The following is a 16,537-nucleotide window of genomic DNA, read 5'->3' as shown; positions in this document are numbered from 1 at the left end:
GGGCTTCGCGTATCAAAGCCCCCGACGGAGAAGGACTCATGAAGAGATCGTCCCGTGTCTTATCCCTGACCTGCCTGCTTCCGCTCGGCCTCGGCGTGCTGACCGCCTGCGGCGGCAGCGGTGCGGAAACATCCGGCCAGGACAGCGCCGCCGGATACCCCAGGACAATCGAGAACTGCGGCAGGGAGATCGCCGTCGAGGCCCCGCCGGAACGCACGGTCTCGCTGAACCAGGGCTCGACCGAGATCCTGCTCTCGCTCGGTCTCGCCGATCGAATGGTCGGCACCGCCACCTGGACCGACCCGGTGCTGAAGGACCTGCGGGAAGCCAACTCGAAGGTTCCCAGGCTCGCCGACAACGCCCCCTCCTACGAGCGGGTGCTGGCCGAGGAACCGGACTTCGTCTCCGCGTCCTTCGAGAGCACCTTCCAGGAGGTCTCCTCCCGGGACGGCTTCGCGAAGATGGGCGTGCCCACCTATCTCTCCCCGGCCGATTGCGTCAAGAACAACGAGGGTGACGGCGACGGCGCGCGCAGCGAGCCGCTGGAGATGAGCACCATCTACCGGGAGATCGAGGAGCTCGCGCGGGTCTTCGACGTCGAAAAGCGCGGTGACGAGCTCGTCGAGGAGCTGCGCGGCAGGCTGGGCGAGGCCTCCTCCGACATCGACGCCTCCGGTGTGAGCATGCTCTACTGGTTCGCCAACAAGGAGTCGCCCTACATGGCGGGCTGCTGCGGCGCGCCCGGCATCATCACCGAGGAGATCGGCGCCAAGAACGTCTTCGACGACACGAAGAAGGAATGGCCGCAGATCAACTGGGAGACCGTGGCCCAGCGCGATCCCGACGTGCTGGTCATCGGTGACCTGACCCGCGAGAGCCAGACCGCCGAGGAAGCCGCCCAGAAGATCGATTTCCTGGAGAGCAACCCGGTCACCAAGCACATGGACGCCGTGCGCAACGGCCGCTACGTCCGGCTCAGCGGCGCCGCCATGAACCCCTCGATCCGGACCGTCAACGGCGTGGAACGGGTCGCGGCCAAGCTGCGTGAGTTCGGGCTCGTCGAGTGAGCGCCCTACTGGCCCGGTCCCGCGGGGGTGCCGCCGCCGCTCTCTGGCTGGCCGGTCTGCTGCTGCTCGCGCTCTCCATCGCCGTCACCATCACGTTCGGTCCGGCCGACATCGCGGTGACCAACGTGTGGGCGGTGGTGGGCGAGCACCTCGGTCTCGGCGACGCCGGACTCTCGCTGATCCGCGAGGGGATCATCTGGGATCTCCGGCTGCCCCGAACCATGCTGGCGGCGGTCTGCGGCGCCGGGCTCGGACTGTGCGGTGTGGTCATGCAGTCCCTGCTGCGCAACCCGCTGGCCGACCCCTACGTGCTGGGGATCTCCTCCGGGGCCTCCACCGGGGCCGTGCTGGTCGTGGTGCTGGGAATCGGCAGCGGAGTGCTCTCGCTGTCGCTCGGCGCGTTCCTCGGATCACTGGTCTCGTTCACGCTGGTGATGGTGCTGAGTCACATCGTCGGCGGCACCGCCGACCGCGTGATCCTCTCCGGCGTCGCGGCCATGCAGCTGTTCTCGGCGCTGACCTCGTTCATCGTGATGTCGGTCGCCGACTCCCGGCAGACGCGCAGCGTGCTGTTCTGGCTGCTCGGCTCGTTGAGCGGTACCGGCTGGTTCGAGGTGTGGCTGTGCCTGGGCGCGCTGCTCGCCGTGCTGGTGGTGTGCACCGCCAAGTCGAGTTCGCTGGACGCGTTCACCTTCGGGCAGGACGCGGCCGCCTCGCTCGGCGTTCCGGTGGCGCGCACCCGGTTGCTGCTGCTCGTCGTGACCGCGTTGCTCACGGCCACGCTGGTCAGTGCCTCCGGAGCCATCGGTTTCGTGGGGCTGGTGCTGCCGCACGCGGCGCGTGCCATCGTCGGCCCCGGCCACCGCAGGCTGTTGCCGACCACCGCGCTGGCCGGGGCGATCTTCCTGGTGTGGATCGACACGATCGCCCGGACGCTGCTCGACCCGCAGGAGATCCCGGTCGGCGTGATGACCTCGCTGGTCGGGGTGCCCGCGTTCGTGGTGATCCTCTACCGCAGCCGCAAGGTGCACTGATGAAGGTGCTCAACCCGTTTTTCGCGGAGCTCGCTTGGCGGAACCTCTCGCACGGCTCTCGCTGCGGGTGCCCCGACATCGGGTAGTTACTACACAACGTCGGGGCCGTCCTCGCGAGAGCCGCACGGGAGAACCCGCGGCGGTGCCGGTTGGCGGGCGTGGTGCTCGGCGCTGTCACCTCGGGGGTACCGGTGAGACGGACAAAACTCGATGAATGGCAAAACGTGGCTGGGAAACCGACCTCGAACGCGGCACCCGACCGGACAAGGCACTCCACCGGACAAGGCAAGTTCCGTTACGAATCGCAGGGAGCGACGTTCATGAGTCTGCTGGCCGAGGAGGTTTCCTGGCGTGCCGGGGGGAGGCTGATAGTCGACGGTGTCAGCATCGCTCCGGAGGAGGGAGCCACCGTCGGGCTGCTCGGCCCCAACGGTTCGGGCAAGTCGACGCTGCTCCGGCTGCTGTCCGGGGTTCGCCCGGCCTCGGAGGGTGTGGTCCGACTCGACGGCTCCCCGATCGAACGGGTCGGGCGCAAGAACGTCGCCCGCAGGCTGGCCGTGGTCGAACAGCACGCGGGCACCGAGGTCGACATGAGCGTGCTCGACGTCGTCCGCCTCGGCCGCATTCCGCACCGGCGTGCCTGGGCGGGGGCCACGGCCGACGACGAGGCCGCGGTGCGCTCGGCCGTGGAGTACACCCGGCTGGAGGACAAGGTCGAGCGGTCCTGGCACACCCTCTCGGGAGGGGAGCGCCAGCGGGTCCAGATCGCGCGGGCACTCGCACAGCAGCCGAAGGAGCTGCTGCTCGACGAGCCCACCAACCACCTGGACATCCAGCACCAGCTGGAGCTGTTGGCGCTGGTGGTCCGGATCCCGGTGACCAGCGTCATCGCCCTGCACGACCTCAACCTGGCGGCCATGTTCTGCGATCACCTGCTGGTGCTGGCGGAGGGGCGTGCCGTGGCGGCGGGCTCCCCGGAGCGGGTGCTGACCGAGGAGCTGATCGCCGAGGTCTACAACGTTCGTGCCCGGGTGGACGCCGAGGGCCCAGGCGGGCGCCCCGCCATCCGCTTCTTCCCGGACTGACCGGAGCTTCCCCGCCACCCCGCTGGGGTTTCCCGACGCGTGGTGCCGGGGGAGAGCTCCCCGAGCCACGCTCACCCGGTCAACGCCGGTAGGGACGCTTCTCCTTCGCGTCCCGGAGCGCGGTGGCCCACCAGGACAGATCGTCGAGCATCATCTTGGCCGCGGCCGTGCTGCCCGCCCGGTCCTTGGGAAAGCCCTCCTCGTCGAAGGCCTGCCCGGCCCACTGGAAGCTCACCGTGTCCCGAACGGTCATGGCGCGGACCTCGGCGAACACCTGCCTGAGGTTCTCCAGGGCGTGCAGTCCGCCGGCGATCCCGCCGTAGGAGACCAGCCCGACCGGCTTCGCGTACCACTCGGACTTGTGGTGGTCGATCGCGTTCTTCAACGATGCCGGGAAACTGCGGTTGTACTCGGCCGAGACCACCACGAAGGCGTCGGCCGCGTCGAGCCGTTCGTGCAGTGACGTCTTCGAGCTCCCCGCGTCGGAGGCTGAGCTCACGCTCATGTCGATCGGCAGTTCCACCTCGGCCAGATCCACCAGGTCGACCTCGAAGTCACCGTGGCGTTCGGCCTCGGCGGCTATCCAGTCACCCACCGTCGGTCCGAAGCGGCCCTCCCGGACGCTGCCGATGATCACTGCCACGCGCAGGTTGTCGCCGATCGTGCTGTAGCTGGACATTTCGTTTCCTTCCCGCTTTCCGGAAGTGGCGGGCCTGCCGCTCCGGGTGTCGCTGTCGAGATCGAAACTAGGAGTTCGATCAAACTCGAAGTCAAGTTCCCGGTCGGACACTTTCGAATTCGGTTGCCGGGGAACCGGAATCGGGGAGACTGGCGGCCGTCCGTTTCGCGTACAATCCGGAACCGGAACGTGACACGGTTCGTGCCGTGTTCGAACGTGTTCGCCGAGTGGGTGTGTGGCGCGAGTGATCGAGTAACCGAGCGGTGGCCGGTTAGGGATCCCGGATTCGCATCGCCCCCGAAGCTCGGCATCCGTGCCGGTCGGCCGGTTACGGGCCGTCCCGCCCACCTTGATCGAATGCGCTCGTGGCACCCTGGCGGGGTTGAACCCTCCGGTTCGTGTCGGAGTGCGGCTGTGCAGGTAGAGCCCGGATGAGCGCGCCGGGCGACGACCAGGAGTGAACGAGTGGAGCAATTCTTCGGCTTTATCCTCTACCCGGTGTCGTGGCTCCTCTGGGTCTGGCATCAGCTCTTCGGCGCCGTGTTCGGCCCGGATCAGGGCATCAGTTGGATACTCTCCGTCTTCTTCCTGGTGTTCACCCTGCGCGTGCTGCTGCTCAAGCCCGCGCTGAGCCAGATCCGCGCGGGGCGCAAGATGCAGAAGTTCGCCCCGCAGATGCAGAAGATCCGGGAGAAGTACAAGAACGACCGCCAGAAGATGGCGCAGGAGATGCAGAAGATGCAGTCCGAGCAGGGGGTCAACCCGCTCGGTGGCTGCCTTCCGGCGCTCGTGCAGATTCCGGTCTTTCTGAGCCTGTTCCACGTGCTGCGTGGTTTCGACCCCACTGAGGACAGCAACTTCGCCTTCGGCAGGGAGGGCGTTCAGTCCTTCGTCAACGCCGACATCTTCGGTGCCAAGCTCTCCAACTGGATCACCCAGTCCGAGCAGCAGTTGGAGCAGTTCGACACCACCCGCCCCGATATGATCATCGTGGGCATCCCGTTGATGATCGTCGCTTCGGTGGCCACCTACTTCACGATGCGGATGTCGATGAAGCGCCAGTCCGACGCGGCGATGGCCAACCCGCAGAGCGCGATGATGGGCAAGGTCATGATGTACCTCGCCCCGATCGGCGCCCTGGTCTCCGGCTGGTTCCTGCCGCTGGCGGTGCTGTTCTACTGGCTCGCCAACAACGTCTGGACCCTGGGGCAGCAGCACTTCCTCACCAACAAGGTGGACCGGGAGGAAGCGCGCCAGAAGGAGCAGGAGATCGCGGCCAAGAAGGAGGCCCCGCGCCCCAAGCCTGGACAGAAGCCGGATCGCGGCGGCAGGAAGGCCGTCGCGGAGCTCGACGAGGACGAGTCGGAGGAGGAGTCGCCCGACACCACGTCCGAGAACGGCACCAAGTCCGGCGGTGGTTCCAAGGCGGGCTCCGGCTCCAAGTCCGGCGGTGGTTCCGCGGCCAAGAAGACGTCACAACGGACCAACGGTTCCAAGACGGGCTCCGGTTCCAAGACGGGCTCCGGTTCCAAGACGGGCTCCGGTTCCAAGTCCGGCTCCGGGAACGCGAAGTCGGCCACGGGTGCCAAATCCGGTGATGGCTCGGGCGGCGGCTCGGAGAACGGCGGCAAGTCCTCCGGCGGTTCCGGGAGTGGCTCGGGCAACAAGAAGGGCCAGCAGTCCAAGAGTCGTTCGGGTGGCTCTGGTAAGCATTCGCCGGCGCAGCGGAGCCAGAAGAAGCGTCGCTGAAACCGTGACGTTCCCGAAACAGGTGAGGCACTGGGATCAGTGCCGCGATTGCGGGTAAAGTGCGTTTTACGTGGCCGGGAACCGATCACGGTTTCCGGCCGTTAATACGGGTGACGGCGCACGCACGCCCGGGAGGATGACTTGCGCACAAGCAGCAACCCTGCGTTCAAGAACCTGCCCAAGGGTGGGGGGTACGCGAACTTCAACTACGGCCAGCCCGCCGGTGCCTTCGGGACCGAGGGGCAGGCCCCCACCGCTCCGCAGCAGACCGGACGGCCGCTGTCGATCGACGACATCGTGACCAAGACGGCCACCACGCTGGCGATCACGATCGGTACCGGTGCGGCCACCTACATCATCGGTGGTGCCGCTTCCTGGGGACTGGCGCTCCCGGCGGCGATCGTCGGGTTCGTACTGGCGTTGGTCAACATCTTCAAGAAGAAGGTGAGCCCGGCGCTGGTCATCGCCTACGCCGCCGTCGAGGGTGTGTTCCTCGGCGCGGTGAGCCATCTGTTCGCCACGATGGTGAACAACCCGGCCATCATCATGCAGGCCATCGCGGGCACCATGGGTGTGTTCGGGGCCATGCTGGTGGTCTACAAGACCGGTGCGATCCGGGTTACCCCGAAGCTGACCAAGTGGGTCATCGGCGCGGCGGCGGGTGCCTTCACGCTGATGCTGGTCAACCTGGTCGCCGGTTTCTTCGTCGAGGGTGGCCTCGGCATCCGCAGCAGCGACGGCGGTCCGCTCGCCATCGGCTTCAGCCTGCTGTGCATCGGTATCGCCGCGTTCGTGTTCCTGCTGGACTTCGACCAGGCGGACAGCGCCATCAAGAGCGGTGTGGACGCCAGGTTCGCCTGGTACATCGCGTTCAGCCTGATGGTCACGCTGGTGTGGCTGTACCTGGAGATCCTGCGGCTGCTGTCCTACCTGCAGAGCGACTAGCGGTACTTCGCCGGTCCGGTTCTCGTGGGTGCCCGTTCGGTGCGATCGGCGCCGTGCCCGCGAGTTCCGCCCGGCAGGAGCTCCCGCGACCACGGGGGAGCTCAGCGGAATCGAAGCGGCGCCCGTCCCTTCCGCAGCTGCGGAGGACGGGCGCCGCTTTTCATGGTCGCGAACGGCACCGGTCACGGTCGCGAACGGCACCGGTAGCCGTTTCCGAGGCACGGCCCGGTGGCAGCGGCTCGCCCCGTGACGAGCCGCGCCCACCCGTTGTCAGCTGAGCCGTTCCAGCACCATGGCCATTCCCTGACCACCGCCGACACACATCGTTTCCAGCCCGAACTGCTTGTCGTGGTACCGCAGCGAGTTCAGCAGCGTGGTCGTGATCCGCGCGCCGGTCATGCCGAACGGGTGGCCCACGGCGATGGCACCACCGTTGACGTTGAGCTTGTCCAACGGGATTCCCAGCTCCTGGTAGGACGGGATCACCTGGGCGGCGAACGCCTCGTTGATCTCGACCAGGTCCATGTCGCCGATGCCCATGCCCGCCCGGCCGAGCGCCTGCCGGGATGCCTCCACCGGGCCCAGCCCCATGATCTCCGGGGAGAGCGCCGTCACACCGGTGGACACGATCCTTGCCAGCGGGGTCAGGCCGAGCTGTTCCGCCTTGCGGTCACTCATGATCACCAGCGCGGCCGCGCCGTCGTTGAGCGGGCAGGCGTTGCCCGCCGTGATCCGCCCGTCGGGACGGAAGACCGGCTTGAGGCCCGACACCGCGTCCTTGGTCACCCCGGCACGCGGACTGTCGTCGGTGTCCACGACCGCTCCGGAGGGCGTGGTGACCGGAGTGATCTCCCGGGACCAGAACCCGTTCGCGGTGGCCTTCTCCGCGAGGTTCTGCGAACGCACCCCGAACTCGTCCATCTCGTCCCTGCCGATGCCCTTGGCCAGCGCCAGGTTCTCCGCCGTCTGACCCATCGGGATGTAGACGTCGGGGAGTTCGCCGAACTCCCGTGGGTCCACCCACTCGGCGGCGCCGTTCTCGGCGGCATGCTGGGTGCGCTGCTGCGCCCGGTCGAACACCGGGTTGGCGGTGTCCGGCAGCGAATCCGAGTTCCCCTTCGCGAAGCGGGAAACCGCCTCCACGCCCGCGCTGATGAACACGTCACCCTCGCCGGCCTTGATGGCGTGCATGGCCATTCGGGTCGTCTGCAGGCTGGACGAGCAGTAGCGGGTGATCGTCGTGCCGGGCAGGTGGTCGTGGCCGAGCAGCGTGGCGACCACGCGCCCCATGTTGTAGCCCTGCTCGCCGCCGGGCAGTCCGCAGCCGAGCATCAGGTCGTCGATCTCGCCGGGATCGAGTTCGGGGACCTTGTCCAGCGCGGCCCGCACGATCTGTGCCGAGAGATCGTCCGGGCGCATGTCCAGTAGTGATCCCTTGCCCGCGCGCCCGATGGGGGAGCGGGCGGTCGCGACGATGACTGCTTCGGTCATGGCGGGAACTCCTTCGCGGTCGCTGTGTCTGTTTCGGAACGATTCCCGTGACGTGTTCGAGTCACGCACGGTGGAATGTGCTCACCCTAGGGGCCTACCCGATGTTGGCGCGGTGACAGCGCTCACAACAACGCCATACCGACTGGATGGTACGCCTGCACATCACCCGAAAACAGCTGACGAGGTCATGTCGGCGCGGTTTGCCGGGGTGGTGCTGTGGCGGAACCTCACGGGCCGTCTCGCTGCGGGATCCTCGACATCGAGTAGTTACTACGCCACGTCGAGGCTGTCCTCGCGAGACGACCCGTGAGAACCCGCGGCGGTGCCGGTTGCGAGGGTGGTCGGGGCTCGGCCTGCGTCGATGGCGCGGCGATTTCTCGAGAAATTGACGCCGCCCGAACGGGAACCGACCACGTTCCGGGACACCCTGTGCGCCGTTCCGGAGCCGGGGCGGTTCATGAGCGGGCGAGTTCCCAGCTCAGTTCTCGGCTCGGTGGCCCCATCGCAGGTTCAACCGGGCCACGAATCGGCGGGTCGGTCTGCGGGCCTCGACCGCCGCCGAACGGGCCGGAGCCTTGGGCACCGGCACGCCGGCCCAGGCGCCGATCGCGTCGCACAGTGTCGGCAGCAGCAGTTCGGCGGCCATCTCGTACCCGGCGGCGGAGGGGTGGAACCGGTCCGGTCCGAACAGCTCCACCGGCCGGGTCAGGAACTCGGGGGAGAGCAGGTCGGCCAGCGGCACGGCATGACCTCCGGAACGTTCCACCGCCCGCCGCTGTTCGGTCGCCAGGGTGAGGCTCCTCCTGCGGACGACCGAACGCAGCGGCTGCGGGATGGGGCGGACCACTCCGAGGTCCGGACAGGTTCCCACGACCACCGCCACCCCCTCCTCGGTCAACCGGGCCACCCCCTGCTCCAGCAGTCCCGTGCTCGCGCTCACCGGTATGCGGGTGGTCACGTCGTTGGCGCCGATCAGCACCAGCGCCAACCGGGGCGGTCGCCGGAGCACCGCGTCGATCTGCGCTTCCAACCCCCTCGTGGTCGAGCCCACGACCGCGTGCGTGCGCAACAGCACCGGGAGTTCCAGTTCCTCGGACAGCCCGCTCGCCAGCCGTACCCCGGGCAGCTCCGTCGCCACCTCGACACCGAGCCCGGCGGCCGAGGAATCACCCAGCACGGCGAACTCCAGCGGCGGTATCGCGGCCCCCGCTCCGCCACCGAAATGTTCGGGACAGTACGTGCCGTCCGCGTTCAGGGGGCCGTTGCCGGGCGGGCCGATGACCCGCCTGGCGTATCTCGACTGTTCGTTGAGCAGGCCGTATGCCGCGCCGGACAGTCCGCCCACGGAAGCGGTGCCGACGGCGGCCAACCGCAGCAGTCGCGCAGCGATCATCGTTGCCTCCCCGACTCTCGCGGACGCCTCGGACACCGCTCTGCCGAATGGTCACTCCGTTCGGGTGCAGTCGCATGTCCGGGGAGCCCGGTTCCCGTCCGGTCGGGCTTGCCGAACCCGGAGAAGGTTCCGTAACCCGAATATCGTTCGTCACGAGCGAATGGTTAATGAGCGCCGAGCGGGCGAACGGGTGAAAATCGCCTGAACAACGGGTTCGCGCGGCTCGCGAATCACCTACCCCGCCGAGAGCGCGGTGCGGCCGGTGGGGAGACTGCTGGTGGGCAGTTTTGGCCCCGGGAGAATTCGTGCGGATCCGCGGCGCGGCCGCACGGCACACGGTTGATACGAGGAAGGGACCGCCGTGGACTACGTGGAGCACGTGGCCGATCTTGTCGGTGACACACCGTTGGTGCGGCTGAACTCACTGACAAAGCCCGGGAACGCCCGGGTGCTGGTCAAAGTCGAATACTTCAATCCCGGCGGCAGCGTCAAGGACCGGATCGCCGAGCGCATGATCGAGGCCGCCGAGGAGTCGGGGGAACTCCCGCCGGGAGGCACCATCGTGGAGCCCACCTCGGGCAACACCGGTGTCGGGCTGGCGATGATCGCCCAGCGCAAGGGCTACCGTTGCGTGTTCGTCTGCCCGGACAAGGTCAGCGAGGACAAGCGCAACGTCCTGGAGGCCTACGGTGCCGAGGTCGTCGTGTGCCCGACCGCGGTGCCACCCGAGCACGAGGACTCCTACTACAGCGTCTCCGACCGGCTGGCGGCGCAGGACGGTTACTGGAAACCCAACCAGTACGACAATCCCGCCAATCCCGAGTCGCACTACCACTCGACCGGTCCGGAGATCTGGAAGCAGACCGAGGGGAGCGTGACGCACTTCGTCGCGGGGATCGGTACCGGTGGCACGATCTCCGGTATCGGGCACTACCTCAAGGAGGTCTCGGAGGGGCGGGTCCGCATCGTCGGTGCCGATCCCGAGGGCTCGGTCTACTCCGGCGGACACGGGCGTCCCTACCTGGTCGAGGGCGTCGGCGAGGACTTCTGGCCGAACACCTACGACCGCGATATCTGCGACGAGATCATCTCCGTCTCCGACGGGGACTCCTTCCGGATGACCAGGGAACTGGCTCGGCAGGAGGCGCTGCTGGTCGGCGGCTCCTGCGGCATGGCCGTGGTCGCGGCGCTGCGGCTGGCGGAACGCGTCGATCCCGAGGACGTGATCGTGGTGATGCTGCCCGACAGCGGGCGCGGTTACCTCACCAAGGTCTTCAACGACTCCTGGATGGCCTCCTACGGATTCCTCCCCCCGGGGCACAGTGGCGGTTCGATCGGGGACGTCCTCCGGCGCAAGGACGGCACCATGCCCGAACTGGTGCACGTACATCCGAACGAGACGGTCGCCGAGGCTGTGGCGATCCTTCGCGAGTTCAGCGTGTCCCAGATGCCGGTGGTAAAGGCCGAGCCCCCGGTCATGGCGGCCGAGGTAGCGGGCGCGATCAACGAGCGCGACCTGCTGGACGAGCTGTTCGCGGGCAGGGCCAACCTGGCCGACCGGGTCGAGACCCACATGTCGCCGCGGCTGCCCACGATCGGAGCCGGTGAGGACATCAACTCGGCCATGCGGGCGCTCAAGAACGCCGACGGCGCGATGGTGCTGGTCGACGGCAAACCGGCCGGCGTCGTCACCAGGCAGGACGTGCTCGCCTTCATCGCGGGGCGCTGACCGGAGTGCTTCCCGGCGGGTTGTCCGGATCGGAAACGACCGGTCGCGCGGCTCGGAGCGCCTCGTTCTCCCGGGCAACCCGCTTTCGGCGGATACGTGCTGTGCTGGGAATATCGAAGTGCTGTTACACGGTGACCCCTGCGTCCGAGTGCTGTCGGATACCGTAGGTCCCGTACACGCCCAGGTTCACGCCCAAGGGGGTAGGAAAACCCGATGAGCTCTCCGCAATCACCCGAAGGTGGTAACCAGGAGGAGCGGCAGCCGGATTCGTCCTTCGAGCAGCAGTCCGGCAACGCCGAGGCCGACGCGTCCACCCCGGACTCGACACAGAAGATCTCCTCGCGGATGAATCCGCAGGAGACGGAGCAGCCGGAGAGCGGGCAACAGGGCGATCGGAGTTCCGGCGCGGATTCGACGCAGGTCGTCAATCCCGCGCAGGCCATGCAACAGATGGAACAGTCCCCGCAGCCGCAGCCACAGCAGGAGGGCGGGACCACCCAGGTCGTTCCGCCGTCCATGCAGCAGCCGCAGCCGATGTACGAACAACCCGGCCTGGGGGGACAGCAGTCCGGTGGTTTCGCGACGCAGCCGCCGGGTGCGCAACCACCCCAGATGCCGGGGCAACCCGGTATGCCCGGGCAACCTCCCGGGCAGCAGGGCATGCCGGGGCAGACCCCCGGGCAGCAGCCGATGCCCGGCCAGCCGCCGCAGATGCCCGGGCAGCAACCCGGTGGTCACCCGGGGATGCCCGGCACACCCAGTGGTGGGTTCCCGGCACAGCAGCCACCACCGCCGGGACAGCCCGGGCCGTTCGGCGCGCCACCGCAGCAGCCGGGGCAGCCGTCCGGTGGCAACCAGTCCGGGGCGGTCGTCCCGGTAGGACCGCCGGTGGAGTGGGGCGACCGTGCGAAGAGCTACCTCATCGACGGCATCGCCCCCGGCGTGGTTTACGGCATCATCTACGCGATCGCCATGGCCATGGTGCTCGGAGGCACTGCCAGCAGCGTTTCCAGTGGCGGGACGAGCGGCGGTGGTGCCGCTCTTTTCGGCGGCATACTGATGTTTCTCGCCTCGCTCGGACTGCTCGGCTTCCTGGTCTGGAACTACGGTTACAAGCAGGGCACCACCGGGCAGTCCCTCGGCCGCGGCTTCGCCAAGACCATGCTGATAAGCGAGACAACCGGCAGGCCGGTCGGGTTCGGTTACGCCTTCCTGCGCTACCTCTGCCACATCGTCGACAGCCTTCCGCTCGGCATCGGTTTCCTGGCGCCGCTCTGGGATCCCAAGAACCAGACCTGGGCCGACAAGATCATGGGTACGGTCGTCGTCCCCGCCGCTCCGGCCGGACCCGGTGGTCCCGGCGGCCAACCCGGCATGCCCGGCCAACCCGGCATGGCTCCCGGACAGCAGTACGCCCAGCCCTACGGCCAGCCCTACGGCCAGCCCTATCCGGGGCAGCCCGGCCAGCCGATGCCCGGCCAGCCGATGCCCGGTCAACCTGTGCCGGGCCAGCAGCCCATGCCCGGCCAGCCGATGCCGGGGCAACCCATGCCCGGTCAACAGCCCGCACCGGGTCAGCCGCCGCAGGGCCCGCCCCAGCAAGGGCCCCCGCAGCAGGGTCAACAGCCCATGCCCGGCCAGCCCTACGGTCCGCCACCCGGTGGGTACCCGCCCCAGCCACCCGGACAGCCACCGCAGTGGTGAGTGGAACGTCGGCACCGATCCCCGCCGGACCACTCCCGTGGTCCGCATGAGATTCGCGGGCGTGTCACTCCGTGCGCGGAGTGAGGGCGTCCGCGAATCTCGTTCCGCCACGCTCTCGGACCGGCGGGGTGTGTGGGCTTGTTCACCTCCCGTGAGCGCGTGTCACCTTCCGAAGGGCTACGAGTAGGGTTCCGGGCATGACCGACGGTTTCGCCACTCGCGCCATCCACGCGGGGCAGCACCCCGACAGTTCGACCGGCTCCGTGATTCCGCCGATTCACGCGACCTCGACATACGCCCAGGACGGCGTCGGAAACCAGCGAGCGGGCTACGAGTACTCCCGCACCGGCAATCCCACCCGCACCACGCTGGAGGAGTGCCTGGCCGCGCTGGAATCGGGGCGCTACGCACGGGCCTTCTCCTCCGGGATGGCCGCCACCGACGCGGTGCTGCGCGGTGTGCTGCGTCCCGGTGATCACCTGGTCATTCCCGATGACGCCTACGGCGGGACGTTCCGCCTGATCGACAAGGTGCTGACCGGGTGGGGAGTCGACTACACCCCCGTCCGCGTGTCCGACGTGGACGAGGTTCGTGCGGCGATCCGGCACAACACCAAGGTCCTGTGGGTGGAGTCGCCCACCAACCCGCTGCTCAACATCGCCGATCTGGCCGCCCTGGCCGAGCTCGCGTCCGAGACCTCCACACGGCTCGTCGTGGACAACACGTTCGCCTCGCCCTACCTGCAGCAGCCGCTCTCGTTGGGGGCCGACGTGGTGGTGCACTCCACCACGAAGTACCTCGGTGGTCACTCCGATGTGGTCGGTGGTGCCGTGGTTACCTCCGACGAGGAGATCGCTTCCGGAATCGCGTTCCTGCAGAACACCGTAGGCGCGGTTCCCGGGCCGTTCGACGCGTGGCTCACACTGCGCGGCATCAAGACCCTGGCTGCGCGAATGGAGCAGCACAGCGCCAACGCGGCCAGGATCGCCGCGGCGTTGCGGGAACACCCCAAGGTCACCAGGGTGTTCTACCCGGGGCTTCCGGAACACCCCGGCCACGAGGTCGCGGCGCGGCAGATGCGGCTGTTCGGTGGGATGGTGTCGTTCACCCACGCCGACGGGGAACAGGCCGCCGTGGACGTCTGCGCCCGCACCCGGTTGTTCACCCTGGCCGAGTCACTGGGCGGGGTGGAGTCGTTGATCGAACACCCAGGCAGGATGACCCACGCGAGCACAGCGGGATCGCTGTTGCAGGTGCCCGCCGAGCTGGTCCGGGTCTCCGCGGGGATCGAGGACGTCGACGACCTGCTGCAGGACCTGCTCGCCGCCCTGGAGTGACGCCGCACCGCTGGGGCTGATCGCCGCACCGTTGGGACGGCCGAGGGTGCGTAAATTTCTCGCGAAATCGCCGCGCCGGTGGGGTGGCACGGCACGGGGTTTCCGCCACGGCCGTTCAGCTCTTGGCGCCTTCGACGTTCCAGGACGGCGCCGGTGCGGCGGGCGTGGTTACCTCCTCCGGATTCACCGGCAGGTCCTCGCGGCCCACGCAGCCGCCCACCAGCCGAACGGTCTCACCGTTCGTCTCGTAGCTGCCGGGGTCGTCGCAGCCGGAACTGACCACGGTGAACACGGCGACGGCGCACAGTACCGTCGCCGTTGTCAGTCCCGCGACCAGGGGGAGCGTGCCGGAAGAGGTACTCAGCCGTGGCATGGTGCCTCCAGGGGGCGGTATCGGTCGGTACGCTGACGACCCGGTCTTGGCGGTGTGACGTCATCAAGCTTACCGAATACGTTTTCGAGTGGCGCGTTTCGAGTGAACGTCGCGATGCACTCGGTTATCGCTTTCCGACGCGGGATACGTGTGTGAAACGGGTTCGCGGCGATTCGACCGTCCGCTTCGTACCGGCCGTTTCGTACCGGCCGTTTCGTACCGGCCGTTTCGTACCGGCCGTTTCGTACCGGCCGTTTCGTGCCGGCGGTTTTATGCCGGCTGCTTCGTGTCGCCGGTTCGCACTGATCGCTTCGGCTCGCACTGGCCGCTTCGGCTCGCACTGGCCGCTTCGGCCGAAACACCGATGCCCGCCCTCGACCGAATCGTCGAGGACGGGCTCAATCGGTCATCACCCGACCTGAGACCGATGCTACTCACGTGACCGCCCTCTTCCGTGAGCAGCGGTGCCGAAGCACTCGGTAGAGTGGCAACTTCAGCCCTTCCGGGTGAAGTCGTTCGACCGTCGAGTGCTCGGTCACGAATCCCGCGAAAGGTCACTCGTGTCGCCCGGCGTGTCGCACCGTTCGATTCGTGCCGCCCGCCATCGGCAACCGGTGGCGGGCGGTACGCGACGAGTGTGGAGCGAACTCGATCAGAGGTTGCCGCGCAGTTCCTGCTCCCGCTCTATCGCCTGGAACAGCGCCTTGAAATTGCCGATACCGAACCCGAGCGAGCCGTGGCGTTCGATGAGTTCGAAGAACATCGTCGGGCGGTCCCCGATCGGTTTGGTGAAGATCTGCAGCAGGTAGCCGTCCTCGTCCCGATCCACCAGAATCCCGTGCTCCTTGAGCGTTTCGATGGGCAGCCGCACCTCACCGATCCGGGCACGCAGCTGTGGATCGTCGTAGTAGGAGTCGGGAACCCCGAGGAACTCGACTCCCGCAGCGCGCATCGCGGTCACGCTGGCGATGATGTCGTTGGTGGCCAGCGCGATGTGCTGACACCCCGAATCGCCGTAGAACTCCAGGAACTCGTCTATCTGCGATTTCTTCCTGCCGACCGCGGGTTCGTTGAGCGGGAACTTGACCCGGTGGTTGCCGTTGGCCACGACCTTGCTCATCAGCGCCGAGTACTCGGTGGCGATGTCGTCACCGATGAACTCGGTCATGTTCACGAAGCCCATGACGCGGTTGTAGAACGACACCCACCGGTCCATCTCGCCCATCGGCACGTTGCCGACGCAGTGGTCGATCGCCTGGAACACCCGTTTCGGTGCTCCCTCCGGTTTGCGGTACCCGCTGTCCTTGGCGACGTAGCCGGGGAAGTACGGACCGGAGTACCCCGACCGGTCGATGAGGCTGTGCCTGGTCTGCCCGTAGGTGGCTATCGAGGCGTGGCGCACCGTGCCGTGCTCGTCGGAGACGTCCGTCGGCTCCTCCAGCACGGTGGCTCCCTGCTCCCGGGCGTGTGCCACGCACTTGTCGACATCGGTGACCTCCAGGGACAGGTCGCACACCCCGTCACCGTGCTCGCGGTGGTGATCGGCCAGTGAGCTGTCGGGGTCGACCGCGCCCTTGAGCACGAACCGCGCCGAACCGGACTTGAGCACGTAGGCCCGGTGGTCGCGGTGACCGGTTTCCGGTCCCCGGTAGGCGATCAGCTTCATGCCCAGTGCGCTCTGGTAGAACACCGCGCTCTGCGTCGCGTTTCCCGAGATGAACACGACCGCGTCCATGGCTCTGACCGGGAACGGGTCCCGGTCCGGGTCGTGCGGGACCAGGCCGACCAGTTGCTTCATCTGCTCGAACGTCACGTCGTCACGTTCGGCGGTCCCGGTGCTTTGGTTGGCGGTCTCGGTCACGGTGTCCTCCCGCTGACTGCGAACTCGATGCGTACGCAAGCCTGCGAGTGCCGCGCACCCTGCGCAACAGGAGGCTTCACGGCTGTACAA

The 16,537-nt window shown here is 67.8% G+C and carries 13 protein-coding genes; 8 read left to right on the top strand and 5 right to left on the bottom strand.

Annotated elements, in window-relative coordinates; all coding sequences use genetic code 11:
- The first annotated feature begins 38 nt into the window (after nt 1-38).
- From J2S53_RS11455 to J2S53_RS11445, 3 genes are all read left to right on the top strand, one after another.
- Entirely contained in the window at nt 39-1,067 is a 1,029-nt protein-coding gene (locus J2S53_RS11455) for an ABC transporter substrate-binding protein (protein ID WP_456240956.1), read from the top strand.
- Complete coding sequence (locus tag J2S53_RS11450; protein ID WP_092979629.1) at nt 1,064-2,101, top strand: FecCD family ABC transporter permease; 1,038 nt, start codon at nt 1,064-1,066, stop codon at nt 2,099-2,101. Before J2S53_RS11455 ends, J2S53_RS11450 begins: the two co-directional genes overlap by 4 nt.
- 320 nt (nt 2,102-2,421) lie before the next feature.
- Entirely contained in the window at nt 2,422-3,186 is a 765-nt protein-coding gene (locus J2S53_RS11445) for an ABC transporter ATP-binding protein (protein WP_456240955.1), read from the top strand.
- 79 nt (nt 3,187-3,265) lie between these two features.
- Here the strand turns inward: J2S53_RS11445 and J2S53_RS11440 are convergent, their stop codons facing one another.
- Nucleotides 3,266-3,865, bottom strand: coding sequence for an NADPH-dependent FMN reductase (locus J2S53_RS11440; RefSeq protein WP_456240954.1), 600 nt, complete (start codon nt 3,863-3,865; stop codon nt 3,266-3,268).
- A 465-nt stretch (nt 3,866-4,330) separates the two neighbouring features.
- Here J2S53_RS11440 and yidC point away from each other — a divergent pair, with 465 nt between their 5' ends.
- Entirely contained in the window at nt 4,331-5,614 is a 1,284-nt protein-coding gene (gene yidC / locus J2S53_RS11435; RefSeq protein ID WP_456240953.1) for a membrane protein insertase YidC, read from the top strand.
- 141 nt (nt 5,615-5,755) lie between these two features.
- Nucleotides 5,756-6,559, top strand: coding sequence for a Bax inhibitor-1/YccA family protein (locus tag J2S53_RS11430; protein WP_456240952.1), 804 nt, complete (start codon nt 5,756-5,758; stop codon nt 6,557-6,559).
- 270 nt (nt 6,560-6,829) lie between these two features.
- Here the strand turns inward: J2S53_RS11430 and J2S53_RS11425 are convergent, their stop codons facing one another.
- Both J2S53_RS11425 and J2S53_RS11420 read right to left on the bottom strand, forming a co-directional pair.
- Complete coding sequence (locus tag J2S53_RS11425) at nt 6,830-8,050, bottom strand: acetyl-CoA C-acetyltransferase (RefSeq protein ID WP_456240951.1); 1,221 nt, start codon at nt 8,048-8,050, stop codon at nt 6,830-6,832.
- A gap of 478 nt (nt 8,051-8,528) precedes the next feature.
- Nucleotides 8,529-9,443: an SGNH/GDSL hydrolase family protein gene (locus tag J2S53_RS11420; RefSeq protein ID WP_456240950.1), complete on the bottom strand. Its 915-nt coding sequence runs from the start codon at nt 9,441-9,443 to the stop codon at nt 8,529-8,531.
- Between the two features lie 361 nt (nt 9,444-9,804).
- On the opposite strand from J2S53_RS11420, the gene J2S53_RS11415 reads away from it, so the two are divergent.
- The 3 genes from J2S53_RS11415 to J2S53_RS11405 all read left to right on the top strand — a co-directional run bounded on the left by J2S53_RS11415 (nt 9,805) and on the right by J2S53_RS11405 (nt 14,213).
- Nucleotides 9,805-11,172, top strand: coding sequence for a cystathionine beta-synthase (locus J2S53_RS11415; RefSeq protein WP_456240949.1), 1,368 nt, complete (start codon nt 9,805-9,807; stop codon nt 11,170-11,172).
- A 213-nt stretch (nt 11,173-11,385) separates the two neighbouring features.
- Nucleotides 11,386-12,876, top strand: a complete 1,491-nt coding sequence (locus tag J2S53_RS11410) for an RDD family protein (protein WP_456240948.1) — start codon at nt 11,386-11,388, stop codon at nt 12,874-12,876.
- Between the two features lie 197 nt (nt 12,877-13,073).
- Nucleotides 13,074-14,213 (top strand): cystathionine gamma-synthase, encoded by a 1,140-nt coding sequence (locus J2S53_RS11405; protein WP_456240947.1) that lies wholly within the window; start codon nt 13,074-13,076, stop codon nt 14,211-14,213.
- 115 nt (nt 14,214-14,328) lie between these two features.
- Here J2S53_RS11405 and J2S53_RS11400 read toward each other — a convergent pair whose 3' ends face one another.
- Nucleotides 14,329-14,586 (bottom strand): hypothetical protein, encoded by a 258-nt coding sequence (locus J2S53_RS11400; RefSeq protein WP_456240946.1) that lies wholly within the window; start codon nt 14,584-14,586, stop codon nt 14,329-14,331.
- Between the two features lie 652 nt (nt 14,587-15,238).
- Nucleotides 15,239-16,384 (bottom strand): 4-hydroxyphenylpyruvate dioxygenase, encoded by a 1,146-nt coding sequence (hppD, locus tag J2S53_RS11395; RefSeq protein ID WP_207227682.1) that lies wholly within the window; start codon nt 16,382-16,384, stop codon nt 15,239-15,241.
- Between the last annotated feature and the right edge of the window lie 153 nt (nt 16,385-16,537).

Origin of the sequence: Actinopolyspora lacussalsi (assembly GCA_030803735.1) — a bacterium.
GTDB classification, from domain to species: domain Bacteria; phylum Actinomycetota; class Actinomycetes; order Mycobacteriales; family Pseudonocardiaceae; genus Actinopolyspora; species Actinopolyspora lacussalsi.
This window is presented reverse-complemented; position numbering and strand designations above follow the sequence as displayed.

Bases quoted from the DNA above. Each gene is read 5' to 3' on its own strand.
- J2S53_RS11455 (WP_456240956.1), top strand. From the start codon at position 39: ATGAAGAGATCGTCCCGTGTCTTATCCCTGACCTGCCTGCTTCCGCTC.
- J2S53_RS11425 (WP_456240951.1), bottom strand. From the start codon at position 8,050: ATGACCGAAGCAGTCATCGTCGCGACCGCCCGCTCCCCCATCGGGCGC.
- J2S53_RS11440 (WP_456240954.1), bottom strand. From the start codon at position 3,865: ATGTCCAGCTACAGCACGATCGGCGACAACCTGCGCGTGGCAGTGATC.
- J2S53_RS11420 (WP_456240950.1), bottom strand. From the start codon at position 9,443: ATGATCGCTGCGCGACTGCTGCGGTTGGCCGCCGTCGGCACCGCTTCC.
- J2S53_RS11445 (WP_456240955.1), top strand. From the start codon at position 2,422: ATGAGTCTGCTGGCCGAGGAGGTTTCCTGGCGTGCCGGGGGGAGGCTG.
- hppD (WP_207227682.1), bottom strand. From the start codon at position 16,384: ATGAAGCAACTGGTCGGCCTGGTCCCGCACGACCCGGACCGGGACCCG.
- J2S53_RS11405 (WP_456240947.1), top strand. From the start codon at position 13,074: ATGACCGACGGTTTCGCCACTCGCGCCATCCACGCGGGGCAGCACCCC.
- J2S53_RS11400 (WP_456240946.1), bottom strand. From the start codon at position 14,586: ATGCCACGGCTGAGTACCTCTTCCGGCACGCTCCCCCTGGTCGCGGGA.
- J2S53_RS11410 (WP_456240948.1), top strand. From the start codon at position 11,386: ATGAGCTCTCCGCAATCACCCGAAGGTGGTAACCAGGAGGAGCGGCAG.